Source organism: Gloeocapsa sp. DLM2.Bin57 (assembly GCA_007693955.1).
GTDB lineage: Bacteria > Cyanobacteriota > Cyanobacteriia > Cyanobacteriales > Gloeocapsaceae > Gloeocapsa.
This window is the reverse complement of the sequence record RECR01000056.1, coordinates 1-20,292: the sequence shown is the minus strand read 5'-3', so window position 1 is coordinate 20,292 and position 20,292 is coordinate 1. Positions and strand designations below refer to the sequence as shown.

General features: G+C 39.3%; 20 protein-coding genes. 14 read left to right on the top strand and 6 right to left on the bottom strand.

The features are described from left to right. The first annotated feature begins 110 nt into the window (after positions 1-110). Together EA365_05580 and EA365_05575 are read left to right on the top strand one after the other, a co-directional pair. Entirely contained in the window at positions 111-344 is a 234-nt protein-coding gene (locus tag EA365_05580; protein TVQ46351.1) for a CopG family transcriptional regulator, read from the top strand. Continuing rightward, on the top strand, positions 328-591 hold the full coding sequence (locus EA365_05575; protein ID TVQ46350.1) for a type II toxin-antitoxin system RelE/ParE family toxin: 264 nt from the start codon (positions 328-330) through the stop codon (positions 589-591). The genes EA365_05580 and EA365_05575 overlap by 17 nt, the downstream gene beginning before the upstream one ends. A 151-nt stretch (positions 592-742) precedes the next feature. Here the strand turns inward: EA365_05575 and modB are convergent, their stop codons facing one another. Beyond that, positions 743-2,554, bottom strand: a complete 1,812-nt coding sequence (modB, locus tag EA365_05570) for a molybdate ABC transporter permease subunit (GenBank protein ID TVQ46349.1) — start codon at positions 2,552-2,554, stop codon at positions 743-745. Positions 2,555-2,559: 5 nt separating this feature from the next. Then, on the bottom strand, positions 2,560-3,333 hold the full coding sequence (gene modA, locus EA365_05565; GenBank protein TVQ46348.1) for a molybdate ABC transporter substrate-binding protein: 774 nt from the start codon (positions 3,331-3,333) through the stop codon (positions 2,560-2,562). Between the two features lie 119 nt (positions 3,334-3,452). On the opposite strand from modA, the gene EA365_05560 reads away from it, so the two are divergent. The 3 genes from EA365_05560 to EA365_05550 are packed head-to-tail and all read left to right on the top strand — an operon-like array spanning position 3,453 to position 6,869. Then, positions 3,453-4,415 carry a glutathione S-transferase family protein gene (locus EA365_05560; protein TVQ46347.1) on the top strand — a complete coding sequence of 321 codons (963 nt, stop codon included), beginning with the start codon at positions 3,453-3,455 and terminating at the stop codon, positions 4,413-4,415. 3 nt (positions 4,416-4,418) lie between these two features. Further along, positions 4,419-5,444 (top strand): glycosyltransferase, encoded by a 1,026-nt coding sequence (locus tag EA365_05555; protein ID TVQ46346.1) that lies wholly within the window; start codon positions 4,419-4,421, stop codon positions 5,442-5,444. Between the two features lie 9 nt (positions 5,445-5,453). Continuing rightward, positions 5,454-6,869 carry an amidase gene (locus EA365_05550; protein TVQ46345.1) on the top strand — a complete coding sequence of 472 codons (1,416 nt, stop codon included), beginning with the start codon at positions 5,454-5,456 and terminating at the stop codon, positions 6,867-6,869. Here the strand turns inward: EA365_05550 and EA365_05545 are convergent. Genes EA365_05545 through EA365_05530 form a run of 4 tightly spaced genes read right to left on the bottom strand, consistent with a single transcriptional unit; the run spans position 6,823 to position 11,767 of the window. After that, positions 6,823-7,359, bottom strand: coding sequence for a hypothetical protein (locus EA365_05545; GenBank protein ID TVQ46373.1), 537 nt, complete (start codon positions 7,357-7,359; stop codon positions 6,823-6,825). The two genes, EA365_05550 and EA365_05545, sit on opposite strands and share 47 nt — an antisense overlap. A 52-nt stretch (positions 7,360-7,411) precedes the next feature. Continuing rightward, complete coding sequence (locus tag EA365_05540) at positions 7,412-8,626, bottom strand: type II secretion system F family protein (GenBank protein ID TVQ46344.1); 1,215 nt, start codon at positions 8,624-8,626, stop codon at positions 7,412-7,414. A gap of 23 nt (positions 8,627-8,649) precedes the next feature. After that, the gene (locus EA365_05535) at positions 8,650-9,738 is read right to left on the bottom strand and encodes a type IV pilus twitching motility protein PilT (protein ID TVQ46343.1); all 1,089 of its coding nucleotides are present in this window, start codon (positions 9,736-9,738) and stop codon (positions 8,650-8,652) included. A 13-nt stretch (positions 9,739-9,751) separates the two neighbouring features. Next, positions 9,752-11,767: a type II/IV secretion system protein gene (locus tag EA365_05530; GenBank protein ID TVQ46342.1), complete on the bottom strand. Its 2,016-nt coding sequence runs from the start codon at positions 11,765-11,767 to the stop codon at positions 9,752-9,754. 195 nt (positions 11,768-11,962) lie between these two features. On the opposite strand from EA365_05530, the gene grpE reads away from it, so the two are divergent. The 9 genes from grpE to EA365_05485 all read left to right on the top strand — a co-directional run bounded on the left by grpE (position 11,963) and on the right by EA365_05485 (position 20,179). Further along, complete coding sequence (gene grpE, locus EA365_05525) at positions 11,963-12,616, top strand: nucleotide exchange factor GrpE (GenBank protein ID TVQ46341.1); 654 nt, start codon at positions 11,963-11,965, stop codon at positions 12,614-12,616. 36 nt (positions 12,617-12,652) lie between these two features. Then, positions 12,653-14,650, top strand: coding sequence for a molecular chaperone DnaK (gene dnaK, locus EA365_05520; protein ID TVQ46340.1), 1,998 nt, complete (start codon positions 12,653-12,655; stop codon positions 14,648-14,650). 45 nt (positions 14,651-14,695) lie between these two features. Continuing rightward, complete coding sequence (gene dnaJ, locus EA365_05515; protein TVQ46339.1) at positions 14,696-15,823, top strand: molecular chaperone DnaJ; 1,128 nt, start codon at positions 14,696-14,698, stop codon at positions 15,821-15,823. Further along, the gene (locus EA365_05510) at positions 15,820-16,059 is read left to right on the top strand and encodes a sulfurtransferase TusA family protein (GenBank protein TVQ46338.1); all 240 of its coding nucleotides are present in this window, start codon (positions 15,820-15,822) and stop codon (positions 16,057-16,059) included. The genes dnaJ and EA365_05510 overlap by 4 nt, the downstream gene beginning before the upstream one ends. Further along, positions 16,056-17,129, top strand: coding sequence for a small ribosomal subunit biogenesis GTPase RsgA (gene rsgA / locus EA365_05505; protein ID TVQ46337.1), 1,074 nt, complete (start codon positions 16,056-16,058; stop codon positions 17,127-17,129). Before EA365_05510 ends, rsgA begins: the two co-directional genes overlap by 4 nt. 315 nt (positions 17,130-17,444) lie before the next feature. After that, complete coding sequence (locus EA365_05500; protein ID TVQ46336.1) at positions 17,445-17,633, top strand: hypothetical protein; 189 nt, start codon at positions 17,445-17,447, stop codon at positions 17,631-17,633. A 384-nt stretch (positions 17,634-18,017) separates the two neighbouring features. Next, positions 18,018-18,335 carry a ferredoxin gene (locus EA365_05495; protein TVQ46335.1) on the top strand — a complete coding sequence of 106 codons (318 nt, stop codon included), beginning with the start codon at positions 18,018-18,020 and terminating at the stop codon, positions 18,333-18,335. A 192-nt stretch (positions 18,336-18,527) separates the two neighbouring features. Continuing rightward, a complete protein-coding gene (locus EA365_05490; protein TVQ46334.1) occupies positions 18,528-19,592 on the top strand; it encodes a DUF3326 domain-containing protein in 1,065 nt (354 codons plus the stop codon). Continuing rightward, a complete protein-coding gene (locus EA365_05485) occupies positions 19,589-20,179 on the top strand; it encodes a CPBP family intramembrane metalloprotease (protein ID TVQ46333.1) in 591 nt (196 codons plus the stop codon). The genes EA365_05490 and EA365_05485 overlap by 4 nt, the downstream gene beginning before the upstream one ends. The last annotated feature ends 113 nt before the right edge of the window (positions 20,180-20,292 follow it).

Below are 20,292 nucleotides of genomic sequence, written 5' to 3'. Positions count from 1 at the left end.
CGGAGTCTCATCCTAAGTACAATCCTTTGTAAAAAACTTACCCCTGTGAGGTAAAGGGGGAGAAAGATGAGGGTAAATCAAAGCATAAGTTGTAAAATAAATAATAAGTTATGTTTGGCTTTACAGTTATGCCCAATTTAAAATTTCCTGAACATATTCAAAATAAATTAATATCCTTATCAAAAGAATTAGGTAAAGATATAGATGACTTAATTCAAGAAGCGGTTCTTGAATATTTAGAAGATTTAGAAGATCTTAAGGTGGCTGAAGAACGCCTAGCCCATCCCCCTGATCACTATATCGATATCGCTGCAGTGGAGAAAGACCTTGACTTGGCAGATTAAATTTGACCCTAGGGCACAAAAAGAGTTAAAGAAACTCGATAAAAAAATTCAAAAACGTATTATTTTTTATTTAAAAGAAAGAATTGTCTGTGAAGACAATCCTCGATGCTTGGGTTCTGCTTTGAAAGGCGATAAAACCGGTTTATGGCGTTATCGTGTAGGAGATTATCGAATTATTTGTAAAATTAAAGATGATGAACTTTTAGTTTTAGTTATCAAAGTAGGACACAGAGGTTCTACCTATTAAATCGATTTTTAGGGGATACTTATATCAAATGGAAAAGAAAAAGCGATCTTTAGGAGTTAGGTATTAGGTATTAGGTATTAGGTGTTCCCTGTTCTTTCCTGTTCCTTCCTTCTGTTATATTTTTAGCAAATTTTAGTCAATTCGATATTACTTAACTTTCCATCATAAATAATTTTAACTCATTTAAACAAACATACCAGGGAAAAGGACGATTTTTCAACTCTTCCCACTTTTGTTTATAAACTTCAGCTTGAAGATGATAGTCTTTATGATGTTCTGGAGGTTGATGTAATTTTAAATATAAACTGATCCGATGTTGAGTTTCACTTATATTTGTTAACCAACAAGAAAAAGTATTCTGATGTTGATTATCTTCCCTAAACTGTAAATGATGAGCGCGAATTCCGACATAGGTTAATTCAGGGGGAATAACATCAATTACTTTTAATTCACAATCCCAATCTAAAGCTTTAATTGTGTTATTGTTAATTTGTTGAGCACTAGAAAAGTTTTTACATTCAGTAACTCTAGCCACTGTGCTACTAATAGGACGCTCAAATATATCTTCTTTACGTCCTTGTTGAAGGATTTTACCATGATTAAAGACAACTAATTGGTTACAGACTCGATAAGCTTCTTCTAATTTATGAGTAACGAATAAAGAAGCTCCATGATAACTAGCTAAAACGTCAATTAATGTTTGTTCAATCTGATGACGTAAGTAAGTATCTAACGCGGAAAGTGCTTCATCAAATAGTAAAGCTTCGGGTTGAATTGCTAAAGCTCTAGCTAAAGCTACTCTCTGTTGTTGTCCTCCTGATAATTGTTGGGGATAACGATACTCTAACCCTTCTAATTCTACCAGTTTAATCAAGTTTTTGATCCTTTCTTCTCTTTCTGATTTAGCTAAATCTTGGATAGCAAAACCAATATTTTGAGCTACGGTGAGATGGGGAAAAAGAGCATAATTCTGGAAAACAATTCCTAAACGACGATGATGACAAGGTATATTAATCTTACGCTCAGAATCAAAAAAAACTTTACCGTTGAGTACGATTCTACCTTGATCTGGTTTTTCTAATCCTGCTAAACATTTAAGAGTCATGCTTTTCCCTGAACCAGAAGCACCTAAAATCCCTAAAGGAGTGTTATCATGATCTAGATTAATCTTGAGTTGAAAACCAGGTAAACTTTTACTGATATTCATTAATAAACCCTTTTTGGTGGAGGGTAGAAGCTGTTTTATTTTCCCTTGACGCTTCATAATCCAATATCCTACCCAAAATGACCAAGGACTACTAAAACTAGAGGATTTAGCATAATAATTAATAATAGCGATCGCTACTAAAGCAATAGTAATCATTAATAAAACCCATCCTAAAGCTTGAAGCATATCCCCTCCTTCTGCTGCAGAAAAAATCGCAATAGGAATGGTTCTAGTTCGACCGCGAATATTTCCTGCTATCATTAAGGTAGCCCCAAATTCTCCTAAAGCTCTAGCAAACCCTAGGATAATACCTGCTATTACTCCTCGCCACGCTAAAGGTAAAAGAATTTGCCAAAATAGACGATAATCATTAGCTCCTAGGGTTCTTCCTGCATTGATTAAGTTTACATCTATTTGTTCAAATGCTCCTAAAATAGTTTTATAAATTAAAGGAAAAGCAACTACAGTAGCTGCGATCGCTCCTCCTTGCCAAGTAAAAATAACGCTGATTCCTCCCGCTATTAAGAGTTTTCCTACAGGACTATTTCTCCCTAATAATAGTAATAGTAAAAAGCCCACAACTGTAGGTGGTAAAACCAGTGGTAAGGTAAAGATTCCGTCGAGCAGTCCTTTCCCTCTTCCTTGATATTTATACATTAAATAAGCTACTAATGTTCCGAAAAATAAAGCAATGATAGTAGCTAATAAGGAAACTCTTAAAGATATCCACAGAGGTGATAAATCTGAGTTAAACATTTTATTTATTCCTTAGTTGTAAAGCCATATTTACTAAAAATTGCTTGAGCTTCACTACCAGCTAAAAAGTTAATAAATTCTTGCGCTAACTCTGGTTGTTGACTACTGGTGAGTACAGCAATAGGATAAACAACAGGACTATGGGATTCTGGAGGTGCTGTAGCTACGACTTGAATTCTCTCGCTATTTTTACTATCTGTTAAGAAGAGTATCCCCCCGTCAACATTACCTGTTTCGACGAAATTAAGAACCTGGCTAACATTTCTCCCGTAAACTAATTTATCTTTTACTTGTTCTAAAATCCCGTAAAAAGTGAGAATTTCTTCTGCATATTGACCCGCAGGAACACTACCTGGATCTCCTATGGCTAGGTTTTGAATTTCAGGCTTAGTTAAGTCAGTAAAACTAGAAATTATGTTGGTATTTGTAGGTGTAATTAAAACTAAGTCATTGCTTAATAAATCTCGGCGAGTTTGTGTAATAATTAAGTTTTTTGATGCTAGTGCATCCATTTGTCTAGCTGCTGCTGAGAAGAAGACATCTACTGGTGCTCCTTGCTCTATTTGTTGTTGTAAAGAACCAGAAGAACCAAAGTTATATACTAGAGTTGTTTGGGGGTTTTGTTGTTCATAAATAGGTTTAATTTCTTCTAGTACGGCGGTTAAACTACCTGCGGCTGAAATCGTTAACTCATTATTGCTTTGAGCTAATATTGGCAGTATTAAAACACTAAAAAAAGTAACCGTGATTAACAGTAAATAAATGCGTATTTTCTGCATAGATAGATTGTTTAAGCAAGCATGTTTAACATTATGCTAGAATTTTTACTAACCTGGTGTAGCTAAATTAACAAAAGAAGGTATAATATTGACAACTTCAGACCTCGAAATTAGCAATTATGCCTAAAACCTCTCTACCCCCCTCCTACAGTATCAAAGCTGTAAAATGGTTATGGGTTACACTCTGGCAGCAAATGATGTCTAGAATAGCTCCTAGAGATAAACTGGGGGCTTATATTCGTCCTGAGAGTGAATTTCGGCATTTTTTAAGTAATGAGCCTGAGAGTCGATATAAACCTGCTTGTGGACGTTATCGTCTTTATGTTGGTTTAGGTTGTCCCTGGGCACATCGTACTCTTGTCGTGCGCGCTGTAAAGGGGTTAGAAGAGGTAATAGCTGTATCTATAGTTGTTCCCGCTGGCGATCGCGGGATTTGGACGCTACAACAACCCGAGGAAAACTGCACTACTCTACCAGATTTATATAGATTAGCTCAACCCAATTACCAAGGACGTTGTACAGTACCAGTTTTATGGGATAGTGAAACAAAAACTATTGTTAATAATGAGAGTGGGGATATTATTCAAATTCTCAACGCTGATTTTAACTCTTGGGCTACTAATTCTGAGTTAAACCTTTATCCTGAGTCTTTACAAACAAATATTGACCACTTGAGCGAGAAAATCTACCATAGCGTTAATAATGGTGTTTATCGTTGTGGTTTTGCTCAAACTCAAGCAGCTTATAATCAAGCAGTTACTGAGTTATTTAACACTTTAACTGAGTTAGAGGATTTATTAACCCAACAACCCTATCTCTGTGGTGAAACAATTACTCTGGTGGATGTACGCTTATTTACCACCTTATTTCGCTTTGATTTAGTTTACCATGGTTTATTTAAGTGCAACTATCGTCGGATTGTTGACTATCCCAATCTGAGTGCCTATCTAACTCGTATCTACTCTTTACCTGGTGTAGCAGCGACTTGTAATGCAGAACAGATTAAACAGGATTATTATGGAAATCTTTTTCCCTTAAATCCTGGGGGAATTATTCCTATTGGTCCAGAGAGGTTGATTTAAGTTATGTTTGAAAATCTAGGTGTGGTAATTATCGGGAGAAATGAAGGAGATCGTTTACGAGACTGTTTGACTTCCTTAACAACGCAACTGAATCAAAATATTCCACTGGTTTATGTAGATTCAGGTTCAACCGATGGTAGTGGTGAGTTAGCTCAACAATATTGTCAAACAGTTATAGAACTAGATAATCAAACACCCTATACAGCAGCTAGAGCACGTAATGCAGGGTTATTTTGGTTAATTGCTAATTACCCGAATTTAAACTATATACAATTTATTGATGGGGATTGTACCTTAGCTACAGACTGGATTTCTAAGGCGATCGCCACTCTAGAATCAGATAGTCAAATAGCTGTAGTTTGTGGTCGCCGAAGAGAAAAATACCCCGAAGCTTCAGTTTATAATCTCTTGGGAGACTTAGAATGGAATACACCTATAGGAGAAGCCAAAGCTTGTGGAGGAGACGCGCTGATACGTGTTGAAGCCCTTAAAAGTGTTAATGGTTATAATGGGACTCTCATTTGTGGTGAAGAACCAGAGATGTGTATTCGGATGAGAGAAAAAGGTTGGAAAATTCTCCGCATAGACGCTGATATGACTTGGCACGATCTAGCTATGTCTAAATTTAGTCAATGGTGGAAACGTGCAGTTAGAGGAGGTTGGGCTGTAGCAGAAGGCTTCGCTATGCACGGTGCCCCTCCTGAAAAGTATATGGTTAGACAGCATTTAAGTGGTTGGTTTTGGGGCTTGATTTTACCAATCTTAGCTGTAGGTTTAAGCTGGATTACTCAGGGTTGGAGTCTATTACTTTTATTAGCTTACCCCCTACTAATAGGGAGGATTTATCGTAATCGTTTACAACAAGGTAATTATCAAAATGAAGCGATCGCCTATGCTTTTTTTGCAGTAATGTTTAAATTTGCTCAAGCTGTTGGTCAAGCTCAATATTGGCTAAATCGTTGGCAAGGTAAACAAGCTACTTTAATTGAGTATAAACAAGATCAAGATCAAGTCAAAATTTCTACTTAAACAATTACAATGACTAATAATCATGACCTCCCTTTTACCTCTGCTTTAGAACAAGCTAAATTAATTCGTCAGGGGGAAATTTCCCCCCTAGAATTAGTGCAATTGTATCTAGAACGTATTGAAACCTATAACCCTCAGTTAAACTGTTATTATACCGTGGCTACAGAAATGGCTTTAGCTGATGCTAGGGCTAAAACAGAACAACTAGCTCAAACTGAAAATTTAGCAGATCTTCCCCCCTTTTTTGGTGTACCTATCTCCATCAAAGACCTCAACTCCGTAGCAGGTTTACCCTGTTCTTACGGAAGTATTGCTCTTAAAGACCAAATCCCTAATTATGATGATGGGGTAGTTACTCGTCTCAAACAAGCAGGTTTGATTATCTTGGGGAAAACTGCTACTCCTGAATTTGGTACTCTACCTTATACCGAACCCCTTGGTTTTGCTCCTACCCGTAACCCATGGAACTATGATTATACACCAGGCGGATCTAGTGGTGGTGCTGCAGCTTCAGTCGCTGCAGGATTAACGGCGATCGCTCAAGGTTCAGACGGTGGGGGTTCTATTCGTGGTCCGGCTTTTTGTTGTGGTTTAGTAGGAATTAAACCTTCTCGTGGTCGCGTTTCTTGGTCTCCTGTAGGAGATTATCAAAGCGGGATTGCTACCAATGGTCCGATCGCCCGTACTGTAGCTGATGCAGCTGCACTATTAGACGTCATGTCTGGTTATATCGTAGGAGATCCCTATTGGTTAGAGACTCCTGAGATATCTTTTCTCGAAGCAACCCGACAAGTTCCCCCCTCTTTAAAAATTGGTTACGCTTTTACGGTGATACCCGATTTACAACCATCTGCTATTTGCCAACAACAAGTAGAGGAAACCGTAGAAAGATTAGAGGGTTTGGGTCATATTCTGGAGTTTACTAACCTTGATTTTAGCTCAATAGTTGAACCTTTTACTAAAGTATGGCAAGCAGGTGCAGCTAGTGTCAATCTTCCTGCTGAGTTATTGAGTCCCTTTAGTCGTTGGTTAGCTACCGAAGCGGGAACAGCGGGAGACTATTTACGCGCTGTGCAACAATTACAGGTTATTGCTCGTAAAATCGTTGCTTTATTTCTAGATTTTGATGTTTTATTACTCCCTACTTATCTCCATCCTCCCATTACTATCGGTGCATGGGCTGATTTAACTCCCCGAGAAACTCTAGAAAAGATTATTAGTTGGATTGCACCATGTCCTTTGGCTAACGCCTCTGCATTACCTGCTATCGCCCTTCCCACTGGGTTCTCTCCCGAAGGTTTACCCGTGGGGATTCAATTAGTAGGACGTCCTGGGGCTGAAGTTACTTTAATAGCGATCGCTTCTCAATTAGAAACAGCTAAACCCTGGTCTGATGTTCCCTCAAGTCTGCTGAAGACAGAGTAGGATTTTGCACTACATAAGGTAAACCGGATCCTGCTAAACCTCTTTTAATCCGTTCTGGGGTTTCGGGAAACAAAACAAACAGAGGATAAACCTTATCTGAACCTTCATTGAGCATATGTTGGGCGTATTGTGGTAATAGCCATTCATAACCATAACTCAAACAAACTTGAATTTGACGCCAACGACTCAATAACTCAGATAAATCCTCCAGAGGACGATGAATAAAGACTAAGATCTCCCCTGCTAATTTTATTTGCCAATCGGGATCACACATCAGTAAAGCTACCTCACAGGGTAGTTGGATTGTTTCTTTAGGTGATTTCCGTATGGTAATAATTGGTAGAGGGATAGTTAGTAAACTTTCATCAGGTCTGCGTAAACTAGGTAGTTTTTCTAAATAAGGTCTATAGGCTTTGAGTAGAGTAATCACATCTTGGGGATTAGCATACTCAGATAGTAACTCTTCGTAATTAGTTTTATCCATAATTATTTCAAAACTTAAAAAAAAGCAAAAGAAAACAGTTTCTCTTGCTTTTAAGATCTTAAGCAATCTGGTCAAAGATAGAGAACATTGGTAAATACATAGACATAAGAATAGTACCTACCATACCAGCAATACCAATCATCATCGCAGGTTCAATCAGACTAGTTAAAGCTTTAATGGTTTGTTCTACTTCATCTTCGTAGAAATCAGCTACTTTCATCATCATCGCGTCTAGTTCCCCTGTTTCTTCCCCGATACTCATCATTTGAATCGCCATCGCGGGGAAAACATTACGACGACCTAAAGCTATACTCAGCATCCCCCCCTGTTGAATTTCTCTTTTAGTTGCATCTACAGCGTCAGCGATTACCTGATTACCGATAGTCTCAATTACAATATCTAAACAGTTGAGAATCGGTACACCAGAACGAGTTAACGTCCCGAAAACTCGACAAAAACGCGCTACAGAGGATTTTTCATTCAACGGACCAAATAGGGGTATTTTCAGAATCAAAGCATCGATCTGATAGCGTCCCTTCTTGGTTTTATAGTAAGTTCTAAGAGCAAAAGCAAGAACAGCTATAATAACAATTGGAACCAAAATTTTCCAACTTCTGACTATTTTACTTAGCTCTACCATAAAAGCCGTTAAAGCTGGTAATTCTGCTCCTAAATCGTCAAAAATTTGGGCAAAAATGGGAATCAGAAAAGCCGTCATTCCAAAAAATACAGCTGTAGCAAATAGTCCTACCGCCACAGGATAGGTCATCGCTGATTTAATTTGGTTTTGCAAACGAGCCATATCCTCAAGTAATTTAGAGAGACGGTTTAATACTTCATCCAACACACCCCCTGTCTCACCTGCTTCCACCATACTGACATAAAGTTGATCAAAACATTCGGGGTATTTACCCATAGAATCTGAGAGATTCCCCCCTTGTTGAACGTCATTACTGATGCCTTTAATCGCTCTTTTAAGCTTAGCATTATCACAGTGTTCACTTAGTACCCCCAAAGCTCGGACGATAGCTACACCCGCGTTAACCATTACCGCAAATTGTCGGGAAAAAACCGCTTTATCTTTAACTGTCACCTTACTGAAATATAATTCCAGTTGTGACATATCAAAATTGACGCCGGCTTTACTAACTTTGCCTATGGTGTCATAACGTTGCTTGAGAAAGGTACGGGCTTGTTCAGGAGAACTCGCATCAACTTTTTCTTTGATTAGTTTCCCTGATTTATCTTTTACTTCAACAATAAAGGTTGCCATGATCTTAATACTCTAAATGATGATTATTTAGCCGAGAGACTACCAGCTACCAGACGTTGTAACTCATCTGGTTTTCCACTTTTAGAAATAGCTTCCTCAAAAGAAATAGCCCCACTCTTGACGTAGTTAGCTAAAGATTGCTCCATGGTTTGCATTCCTAACTTCATCCCCGTTTGAATCGCTGAGTAAATTTGTGGTGCTTTCGCTTCCCGAATCAAGTTAGCGATCGCTGGGGTAACCACCATAATTTCTTGAGCTAACACCCGACCAAACTCACCAGGTTTGGGGTTTTTCTTCTTAGGAAGACATTGACTGAATACTCCGATTAAAGAGTTGGACACCATCGCTCGTATTTGTGCTTGTTGTCCTGCAGGAAACACGTCAATCATCCTGTCTATAGTACCTGCGGCTGAATTTGTATGTAGAGTACCAAACACTAAGTGACCTGTTTCTGCTGCTGTAATTGCTAGAGAAATGGTTTCTAAATCCCGTAGTTCACCCACTAGAATGATATCTGGGTCTTCCCTTAACGCTGATTTGAGCGCATTAGCAAAACTTTTCGTATCTTCTCCTCGTTGACGTTGGTGAAATAAACTTTTATGGTTACTAAACACATATTCGATCGGATCTTCTACCGTTAGAATATGCTCTGCTCTGGTACGATTAATTAAATCTAAAATTGCTGCTAGGGTAGTAGTTTTACCTGATCCTGTTTGTCCTGTTACTAACACCATTCCGCGGGGTCTTTCCGCCATTTCCCTGACGATATCTGGTAAACCCAACTGTTCAAAATTAGGAATTTTCGAGGATAAAGCTCGTAAACAAGAAGCGTAACAACCTCTTTCTTTATAAACATTTACCCGAAAACGTGCTAACCCTTTGACACCATAGGAACAGTCTAACTCCCAATTTTGCTCTAATTCCTTGCGTTGAGTATTATTGAGCATACTAAAAATTAGACGCTGACATTCTTGGGGAGTGAGTAGCTCATCGTTGATTGGTCCTAATTTGCCATTAATACGGAAATAAATAGGCGCTCCTGCTTGAATGTGCATATCAGAGCCACCCATTTCTACCAATTGTTCCATCAAATCTTCGATCATTAATTCCATAATTTTTTTCTCCTTAATCTTGGAAACGTGGTGTCATACAGTAAGGACAATCTATCCACTCTGGTTGTAATCCTGCTCCACAAGTTTTGCAGATGAGGACTGATTTACGCTTCGCTCTTAGCTCCGCTTCTATACCAGAATCTGTAAAGGTTACCCTTTCAACTTCTTCTAGAGTGGTGTGTCCTTCTAGTACCAAATTGATACTATAGGCTAGTAGAGTCACCATTCCTTCCTCTACTGCTACCTCTTTGATGCGGTCAGTGCTTGCACCCTGATTAATCAAAGCTTGTATTTGTTCACTATTTTTCATCAACTCATATACCCCTACCCTCCCTTTATAGCCAATACCTCCACATTTTGGACACAGTGTTTTATTCAGTTTTGCCGCTTGCATTTCTTCGGCACTGACAGTGTTCGCTTTATAGAGGGTTATTTGCTTATCTTTCATCGCTGATAAGCCAAAACGGGCTAATTCTTCTTGGGATGGTTGATATGCTACCTTACATTCACTACATACCCGTCGCATTAATCTTTGCGCTAAAACCCCTAGTAACGCACCCGACACCATAAAAGGCTCTACCCCCATCTCATCCAATCGAGCGATCGCCCCTGCTGCGTCGTTAGTGTGTAAAGTGGTTAACACCAAGTGTCCTGTTAAAGCTGCTTCGATCGCCGTTTTCGCCGTTTCTTTATCCCTGGTTTCCCCCACCAGAATCACATCAGGATCTTGTCGCAGAAAGGCTCTGAGGATCGAGGCAAAATCCATCCCTTTTTCTCTAATTACCTGTACTTGGGTAATTCCTGGTAGTGAATATTCGATGGGGTCTTCGGCTGTACTGATATTTACCCCTGGATTATTTCTTTCTGCTAAAATTGAGTATAATGATGTAGATTTACCAGATCCTGTTGGTCCTGTTACTAGAAACAACCCAAAAGGACGCCCCGCTAACTCTCTTACTTCTGCTAAGGTATCTAGATTGCTGATGAGTTTATCTAATCCTAATTGAGTTGCTGAGTTATCTAGAATCCGTAAAACTACTTTTTCTCCGTAACGACTCGGCAGACTGTTGACCCGAAAATCTACTTTTCTGCCTTGGAAAACCCGTCTAATTTTACCATCTTGGGGCATTCTGCGCTCTGCTATATCCAAATCTGCAATAATTTTAAATCTAGCTACTACTGGTGTGATAATATGTTTAGGTAGCGGTGGAAATGCTTGAGTCAATACCCCATCTTTACGGAAACGTATCTTTAAATCCTCTTCTTGAGGTTCGATGTGAATATCTGATGCTCCTTCTTTCAAGGCTTTAACCAAAATTTTATTAACTAGTGCGATGATTGGTGGTGCACTATTATCATTTTCATCAGTAATAACATCTGATTGATCATCTTGTTCATCAGGTGCTACCTCGATATTCTCAATGATTTCGGTAACATCACTGAGTTTTTCTAAAGTCTTTTGTTTTAATTCTTCAGCTCTTTCTTTATCTCGTTTTGATTCAGCGTTTTGGTACTCATCTAATAATCTTTGATAATCTTCTTTGGTAATTACCATTCGCTGTAAACTCAGCTTTTTCTGACCTAAAATCCGACGTAATTCGTCATAAGCTTCTAAGTCATCAGGATTAACCATCGCCACTAACAGTATTTCTTCTTCTTTTTTGATGGGCAATAGTTTATAACGCCTACATACTTCTATGGGAATAACCTTCTCAATTAGCAACGCCATTTGAATACTAGCGATGCTATCTACTTCAGGATCAACGCAATCAACACCATAAAACACCTTGAGCTCAAATAATTGGTGTTTCTTATATTGTCTGACTAATTCTGAAGGAAGTTTACGATTAGTTAACTCTTCTAAAATGTTAATCAGGGAATTTCCTGACTCTTCTTTTTTCTGTAAAGCTAGTTTCAGTTGTTCACGTTGCACATAACCCGCTTCAATCAGCTTATTCCCAAACGGGAAAAAGAAATCTCTAGGTACAAGTGCTCGTGATGATTTGTTATGGAGTGAAGATTTATTCATGAAAATATAAGTATAAATTACCTGGTTCTAAGATTATAGTTCCCAAAAGTTGGACTAAAATTAAGATCATCAGCAAAATTTTTTCTAGTTCGAGTCCTGATTAAGAAATATAACGAACCATAGCTCAGATATGCTAAAATTTGTTCAAGAGAATAAGCTACTCCTGAAGCTAATTATCCATCAATTCCAGAAACCATGAACTCAAACGAAATCAATGTTGACAATTCAGCGGAAACCTTTACTAATCAAGAGGTAGAAGTGCAGGAATCTCCAACAACTGAAACAACTACAACCGAAAATCAAGACCATCAAGAGGTAATCACAGCCCTACAAGAACAGGTAGCTGTACTCAAACAGCAATTAGAAGAACAAACAGAAAAAACTGAAAGCTTTAAAACACAATACATCAGAATTGCCGCTGACTTTGATAACTTTCGTAAACGTAGCAACAAAGATCGAGAAATGTTAGAATGTCAGGTTAAGCGCAATACAATATTGGAATTACTCCCTGTAATTGATAACTTTGAACGTGCAAGAACACAACTAAAACCCAATAACGATGGAGAAAAAGCGATCCATAAAAGTTATCAAGGTGTATATAAAATCCTAGTAGATAGTCTCAAACGTATTGGCGTATCACCAATGCGCCCCGAAGGTCAACCCTTTGACCCTAATTATCATGAAGCAATGTTAAGAGAGCCAACGGATGAACACCCAGAAGGAACAGTCATCGAAGAATTAATCAGAGGTTACCTTTTAGACGATCAAGTATTGCGTCATGCTATGGTAAAAGTAGCAGCACCCAAAGAGGAAGTGGATGACTCGACTACAGAAACAGCAGAAAACTAGAAAAATTTTATTTAATTAATTGTACCGCCGCCGGCTATGGGAAAAGTCATTGGAATCGACCTAGGCACAACTAATAGTTGTGTATCTGTGATTGAAGGGGGTAAACCCATCGTCATCTTAAATCAAGAGGGTTCAAGAACAACCCCCAGTATCGTGGCTTTTGCTAAAGGAGACCAACGTCTAGTTGGTCAACTAGCCAAGCGGCAATCGGTAACCAATGCCGAAAATACTATATATAGTATTAAAAGATTTATCGGACGTCGTTGGGAAGAAACAGAAATAGAGCGATCGCGTGTACCCTATAATTGTGTTAACGGGAAAGACGACACAGTTAATGTCCAGATTCGGGATGAAGTTTATACCCCCCAAGAAATCTCGGCAATGATTCTGCAAAAATTACGCTCAGACGCTGAACAATTTTTAAATGAACCCGTAACCCAAGCGGTAATTACTACACCTGCTTACTTCACAGATGCTCAACGTCAAGCTACCAAAGACGCGGGAACAATCGCAGGGTTAGAAGTACTCAGAATCATCAACGAACCCACAGCAGCAGCTTTAGCCTATGGATTAGATAAACAGGAAACAGAACAAAATATCCTAGTATTTGACTTAGGTGGAGGGACTTTTGATGTCTCGATCCTGCAAATAGGTAACGGTGTATTTGAGGTAAAATCTACCTCGGGGAATAACCACCTCGGGGGAGATGATTTTGATAACGTCATCGTCAACTGGTTATTAGAGAATTTCCACAAAGAAGAACAAGTAGAACTCAGACAAGATAAAATGGCGATTCAACGTCTGCGTGAAGCAGCAGAAAAAGCCAAAATAGAGTTATCGACTATACTCGCCACATCGATTAATCTACCCTTTATTACCGCCGACGAAAACGGACCAAAACACCTAGAAGTAGAATTTACGCGGACTCAATTTGAAGAACTAACCAAAGAATTAAGAGAAAACACTATTCAACCAGTAGAGCAAGCTCTCAAAGATTCTAATCTATCAGAATCAGAAATAGATCGTATTATTCTAGTAGGAGGCTCTACCAGAATACCATCGATTCAAAAAGTGATCCAAAATCTCTTCCCAGATATTCCTCTAGATCGCACCGTTAATCCCGATGAAGCAGTAGCTTTAGGTGCAGCAATTCAAGGAGGAATACTCGGAGGAGAAGTAGAAGATCTTCTACTCTTAGACGTAACTCCCCTATCTTTGGGCATCGAAACCTATGGGGAAATATTTACCAAAATAATTGAGCGTAACGTCACCATTCCTACTAGTAGATCGCAAATATTCTCTACAGCCACAGACGGACAAACCTCAGTAGAAATACACGTATTGCAGGGTGAACGAGCTATGGCACAAGATAACAAAAGCCTAGGTAAATTCATTCTCACAGGAATTCCCCCCGCCCCTAGAGGTGTACCCCAAATAGAGGTAGCCTTTGAAATAGATGTAAACGGTATTCTCAAAGTAGAAGCCCAAGACAGAGGAACAGGGAAAATACAAACAATTTCTATTTCTAATACAGGGTCTTTAAACAGTAAAGAAATAGAACAAATGCGTGAAGAAGCGGAAAAATACGCAGAACAAGATCGTCGTCGCTTAGTCTTTGTTCAACTGAAAAATGAGATTAATGAGTTATTCCGTGAATACGAGTCAAGTTTGAGAACTCATGCTAAAATCATACCTCTAGATTTCCAAGAAGATATGCAAAGCCAAAGAGTACAACTAGAAACGGCTTTAAGTAATAATTACAGTATAGATGAGGTTAAAGAGTTAGCTAACACCTTCCGCGAAAAACTATATGGTTTGGGTGTGATTATCTACGGAGAAGCAACTCAAGAAACTCGCTATGGCTTTGAAGCCGTAGAAGATGAAGAATTTAGAACAATAGAGGAGGAAATCTTAAATGAGTTAAATCAAATATCAGAGGAAGAATTCTCAGAAGAAGGAGGTTTAGATACCTTTTTTGAATTCAATTATGAGCAAGATGAAACAGTCACCGGAGATTATGAAGCGGTAGACTAAAAAGATAAGTACAAATTCTGTAATTTTTAACCAAAATAGCTATCTATGCCCAAAGATTATTATCAAACCCTTGGTGTTTCCAGAGACGCCAGCAAAGAAGACATAAAAAAAGCCTATCGTCGTCTCGCTCGACAATATCACCCCGACGTTAACAAAGAAGTAGGCGCAGAAGAGCGTTTTAAAGAAATTAACCGCGCTTATGAAATTCTCTCCGAACCAGAAACCAGAGCCAGATACGATCGCTTTGGTGAAGCAGGAGTCTCAGGAGGTGCGGCAGCAGGCGGCTACGACGCCTCAGACTTTACAGGAGGGTTTGCTGATATTTTTGAAAGTATCTTCTCTGGTTTTGGCGGGGTAAATCAACCCCGAAGTGCCAAACGAGGTCCAACACGAGGAGATGATCTCAGATTAGATTTCAAACTAGAATTTAGTGAAGCTATCTTCGGTGGGGAAAAAGAAATCAAAATACCTCATCTAGAAACCTGTCAAACCTGTAAAGGTAGTGGGGCTAAACCCGGAACAGGCTCAAAAACCTGTCCAACCTGTAGCGGGACTGGTCAAGTACGCAGAGCTACACGTACACCCTTTGGCACATTCGCCCAAGTCTCTACCTGTCCAACTTGTAATGGGGAAGGACAAATTATCGAAGAAAAATGCGAAACCTGTGCAGGTGTAGGTCGCGTACAAGTAACTAAAAAGCTAAAAATTAATATCCCCCCGGGAGTAGATAATGGAACTCGTTTAAGAGTCAGTGGCGAAGGAGATGCAGGGGCTAAAGGTGGTCCACCAGGAGATTTATACGTATTTGTCTCCGTTGAACCACACAAAGAGTTTCGCCGACAGGGTATTAATATCCTCTCAGAAATTACTATTAGCTATCTACAAGCAATTTTAGGCTGTCGGCTCGAAGTAAATACCGTCGATGGACCTGAAGAGATTACTATACCCGCAGGAACTCAACCAGGTACAGTTCTAACCCTAGAAGATCACGGAGTCCCCAAATTAGGTAACGATATCAGTCGCGGTGACCATCTCATCACGGTAAATGTCCATATCCCCGAGAAAATTAGCAATGAAGAAAAAGAACTCTTGCATAAATTAGCAGAAATCAGGAAAGAAAATACAGGGAAAGGTGGTTTAGAAGGATTCTTAGGGAGTTTATTCCATAAATGAAGAATGCCGCTATACTCTTAGATCTGCGGGGGACACCCTGTCCTCTCAATTTTGTCCGCACCAAAATACAACTAGGGAAAATGTCACCAGGAGAATTGCTAGAAGTTTGGCTAGATCCTGGTGAGCCCATCGAACAAGTACCCGATAGCTTGATTATGGATGGACACCAAGTAGAAGCCTGCGACAATCGTGACCAGTTTTATGCTCTCTATGTGCGGAAAAAGACTCCCGAATGAGTAAGGAACGGTTAGAAAACTACCTGCAAGGGACGGTGATGGCGGTACAAGCAAATTATTACTTTGTCCGCACAGATAGTAAAGAATTACTCTGTACCTGTCGCACTCGTCTGAAAAAAGTTGGACAAAAAGTCATGGTAGGCGATCGCGTTAAAACGGTAGAACCCCAAAATAGTGACGGTAGAGGCTCAATTATCGAGATTTTACCACGCTCTAATCAACTTTCTCGCCCAGCGATCGCCAACGTTGACCATTTATTACTGTTATTTGCCTTTACAGATCCTCCCCTAGATCCTTGGCAATTAAGTCGTTTTCTAGTTAAAGCCGAATCTAGTCAGCTTGATCTGAGTCTCTGTTTAAATAAAGCGGATTTAGTCACCACAGATACACAGCAATATTGGCGAGAGAAGTTACTTAATTGGGGTTATGATCCTATTATTGTCAGTGTTAAAACTCAAATGGGTCTAAAGCAACTGCAAGAAAGACTACAAGGAAAGATAACTATCTTAGCAGGTCCATCTGGAGTAGGGAAATCTACTTTAACTAACGCTTTAATTCCTGAAGTTAATCAGCGAGTTAATAGCGTGTCAGGAAAGTTACATCATGGTCGTCATACCACCCGTCATGTCGAGTTATTCCCCTTACCTGGAGATGGTTTTGTTGCCGATAGTCCAGGCTTTAATCAACCTAATTTAACTTGTACCTCTAATGAAATTGCTAGTTTCTTTCCCGAAATTAGACAACTGCTCAGAGAAAATAACTGTCAATTTAACGATTGTCTCCACCGAGACGAACCTAATTGTGTAGTCAGGGGTGATTGGGAACGTTACGAACATTATCTCAAGTTTCTTGAGGAAATGATCAATCTAGAGACTCAACAACAGCAACAAGCAGATCCTGAATCCCAACTCAAACTAAAAATAGGTGCTTCAGGAGAAGAGTATTACGAACCTAAATTAGAAAGCAAAAAATATCGACGTCTTTCGCGACGGGGAAAACATCAACACCTTCAAGAAAAACTAAGTTATCAAACTCTAGCAGAATTATCACAAGAACTTGAGGATGAGTAAAATCAGATGCAAAAGAAAAAATTAATTTAAGTGTTAAGTTTTAGGTGGTATTATATTCTACAACTAGCACACTGCACCATGCTCCCTGCTTCCCACACCCCCCACACTTCCCTTTTGGCATGAATTGCCCATAGCGCCATATATAGCAGTACGCATTTTTGAGTCATGAAACCTAGTATTAGCTTTTGCCTCTTGCAAGAGTGCCTTGCGCGTAGCGCTATATTGAGAATTGTGAAATTTTGACGACTTGGTGTTTCAACCGCAGAAAAAGTGTTAGCCTGATTTAAGATTGGGTTTTGAACACAATAAGAAATTATGAATCAACACAATAAAATACCTGGACAAGAAATCAGCGAATATGTAGCGGATCTACAAATACATATGACTCTACAAGCTCGCAATTTAGTACCACCTCTTAAACCTACCAAGGATAGTCGCGAGCAGCTTTTACAAGAAAGTCAAGCTCAGTTAGAGAAGTTCTTTTCTCGTCAAAGACTTAACTAACCTTAAAAACACTCCCCGCGCTTTCGCGGGGATTTTTGTTCAAATTAAATCGGCTTGGTGACAAATAACCGCAAAAACCGCCGCCATTAGAGTTATTCCCAAAGCAAGCAAAGGGTTTTGACCTCGACTCACAGCATAAGAAGTTACAACACCTGCTCCTAACGCTGCGGTAGCTGCTGCTCCTAATAAATCTTTTTCTGCTTTCATCTTGTTAGTAAATTAGTTTTAAGTGTTCCTTAAGTTATCATCTTCTGGAGTTAAATGAGCGCAAAAGGGCTAAAACTGCAATTAAGATTAAAATTTAGTTAATTTTCTTAATATTTATTTCTTGGGCTAAATTTTGGCACAATAGTTAAAAGAACCAAAAAAACAACTATAGTTGAGATGACCACAACTTATACCGTTAAAATTCAACACCAAGGTGAAGAATACACAATTCAAGTTCCCGAAGATGAGACAGTTTTAGCTTCTGCTCAAAAAGCAGGTATAGATTTACCTAGCTCTTGTCTAGCTGGAGTATGCACTACTTGTGCTGCCTTAATCAAATCAGGAACAGTAGAACAAAGTGAGGGAATGGGAATATCGCCAGAATTGCAACAACAAGGTTATGCGCTTCTGTGTGTAGCTTATCCTCAATCAGATCTGGTGATTGAATCGGAAAAAGAAGAAATAGTTTATAGCAAACAATTTGGTCAATCCTAAGAGAGAAGCAATAATGACAACGCACTTTATTACAGCAGAAATAGATCTGCAAGGAAACCCTCAAGCCTTACAACAAGAGATAGAAGCAGAACTACAAAAACGCGGAGAGCCCCTACGCTGGTCAATTACTAAAGTAGATCCAGTTAAGCAAAAAGCAGCAATAGAAGCAATTGTAACGAAACCATAAACTAGGTGTCTAGTAAACCATATACGGTAGTTTTGTTAGTACCTACAGGAATAGGCGCTAAAATAGGAGGCTACGCAGGAGATGCTTTACCCGTAGCTAGGGCGATCGCCCAAGGATGCGATCGCTTGATTACTCATCCTAACGTTCTCAATGGTGCGCAACTCTATTGGTCAGACCCCAAAATACTCTATGTAGAAGGTTATGCTCTAGACCAATTCGCCCTAGGAAATTGGGGATTAACTCCAGTTAAATACAACTCCATTGGCATAATTCTTGACCAGGGGATAGAACCAGAATTACAGCTTAGACACCTGCAAGCAGCTGATGCACTCAGAGCAACATTGGGATTGACTATCCAAGATTATCTGATTACCGATGCTCCCCTAGGGGTAGAGTTGCGCTCCGCTCCTAGTGGAGCAAGTTGGGGAACTATTAGTAATCCAGGTAGTTTGTTACGAGCTGCTGCTAAATTGATTGAAACCGCCAAAGTAGAGGCGATCGCTGTAGTAGCGCGCTTTCCCGATGAAGAAAACAGTCCCGCGCTGCAAGACTATCGCCAGGGTTCGGGAGTAGATCCCATTGCTGGAGCTGAAGCGGTGATTTCCCATCTAATTGTACGTAATTTTGGTATTCCTGCAGCTCATGCACCTGCTTTACAACCCCTACCTTTAGAACCAGAATTATCCCCGAAAGCTGCTGCTGAAGAATTAGGTTATACCTTTTTCCCCTGTATTTTAGTAGGTTTGAGTCGAGCTCCTCGTTTAATTACTAGTCAATCTAGAGCTAATTTAGAGACAATTTGGGCTGACCAAGTAGATGCGGTAATTGTTCCTGGTGATGCTTGTGGAAGTCCTGCTCTTCTTGGTTTTAGTCAGCTAAAAACTCAAGTAATTGCTGTAGGAGAAAACCAGACCAGAATGCAGGTTACACCAGAATCCCTAGGAATTAAAGCAATTAGAGTACAATCTTATTTGGAGGCTTTAGGAGTAATTGTCGCTGAAAACGCAGGAGTTGCTATTGAGTCTCTCCGTCCGGAATTATCATCATTATCCAAAAGTAAATTATTGTGAATGAACCCAACAATTCTGAATTAGAACCCTTAACTCGTAGTCAAATTTTAATAATTATGGCAATTACAGCGATTATTATTGTGATGATCGCTAAACTCTGGCAAAAAATCGGCTCTGTTGAGATATTGGCTTGGGAATTTACCTCTCAAGCTTTGATTTGGAGCATAGCTTTGGCAGGAGTTATCAGTATTGCTAGTAGTGTAATTTATCATTTTTGGCCGGCTTATCGTCAAAGTGCTGATGCTTATTTAGAGTTAGTTATTAAACCTTTGACTTGGTCTGATTTAATTTGGTTAGGGTTATTACCTGGTTTAAGTGAAGAATTACTCTTTCGGGGTATTATGTTACCTGCTTTAGGTTTAAATTTAGCCGCTGTAATTATCTCTAGTTGTTTATTTGGTATCCTACATATGAATGGTACACAACAGTGGTCTTATGCTCTCTGGGCTGCAGTTGTGGGTTTTTTGTTAGGATATGTGGCTTTAATTACTAGTAATTTGATCATCCCTGTTATAGCCCATATTTTGACTAATTTCTGTTCTGGTTTAGTTTGGAAGACCCAAAATAGATTTAATTCTTCTTCTTGATGATCGAATTTTAAGAAACACTTTAAAATCCCTACTAAGCAAGAGATAGGGGAGAGGGGGAGAGGGGGAGAGCTCACAAGTGTAGGTTTTTTACAGAAAAGTTATCATGAGGT

Bases quoted from the DNA above. Each gene is read 5' to 3' on its own strand.
- EA365_05495 (TVQ46335.1), top strand. From the start codon at position 18,018: ATGACCACAACTTATACCGTTAAAATTCAACACCAAGGTGAAGAATAC.
- EA365_05500 (TVQ46336.1), top strand. From the start codon at position 17,445: ATGAATCAACACAATAAAATACCTGGACAAGAAATCAGCGAATATGTA.
- EA365_05510 (TVQ46338.1), top strand. From the start codon at position 15,820: ATGAAGAATGCCGCTATACTCTTAGATCTGCGGGGGACACCCTGTCCT.
- dnaK (TVQ46340.1), top strand. From the start codon at position 12,653: ATGGGAAAAGTCATTGGAATCGACCTAGGCACAACTAATAGTTGTGTA.
- EA365_05580 (TVQ46351.1), top strand. From the start codon at position 111: ATGTTTGGCTTTACAGTTATGCCCAATTTAAAATTTCCTGAACATATT.
- EA365_05555 (TVQ46346.1), top strand. From the start codon at position 4,419: ATGTTTGAAAATCTAGGTGTGGTAATTATCGGGAGAAATGAAGGAGAT.
- EA365_05535 (TVQ46343.1), bottom strand. From the start codon at position 9,738: ATGGAATTAATGATCGAAGATTTGATGGAACAATTGGTAGAAATGGGT.
- EA365_05550 (TVQ46345.1), top strand. From the start codon at position 5,454: ATGACTAATAATCATGACCTCCCTTTTACCTCTGCTTTAGAACAAGCT.
- EA365_05530 (TVQ46342.1), bottom strand. From the start codon at position 11,767: ATGAATAAATCTTCACTCCATAACAAATCATCACGAGCACTTGTACCT.
- modA (TVQ46348.1), bottom strand. From the start codon at position 3,333: ATGCAGAAAATACGCATTTATTTACTGTTAATCACGGTTACTTTTTTT.
- EA365_05540 (TVQ46344.1), bottom strand. From the start codon at position 8,626: ATGGCAACCTTTATTGTTGAAGTAAAAGATAAATCAGGGAAACTAATC.
- dnaJ (TVQ46339.1), top strand. From the start codon at position 14,696: ATGCCCAAAGATTATTATCAAACCCTTGGTGTTTCCAGAGACGCCAGC.
- rsgA (TVQ46337.1), top strand. From the start codon at position 16,056: ATGAGTAAGGAACGGTTAGAAAACTACCTGCAAGGGACGGTGATGGCG.
- EA365_05560 (TVQ46347.1), top strand. From the start codon at position 3,453: ATGCCTAAAACCTCTCTACCCCCCTCCTACAGTATCAAAGCTGTAAAA.
- grpE (TVQ46341.1), top strand. From the start codon at position 11,963: ATGAACTCAAACGAAATCAATGTTGACAATTCAGCGGAAACCTTTACT.
- modB (TVQ46349.1), bottom strand. From the start codon at position 2,554: ATGTTTAACTCAGATTTATCACCTCTGTGGATATCTTTAAGAGTTTCC.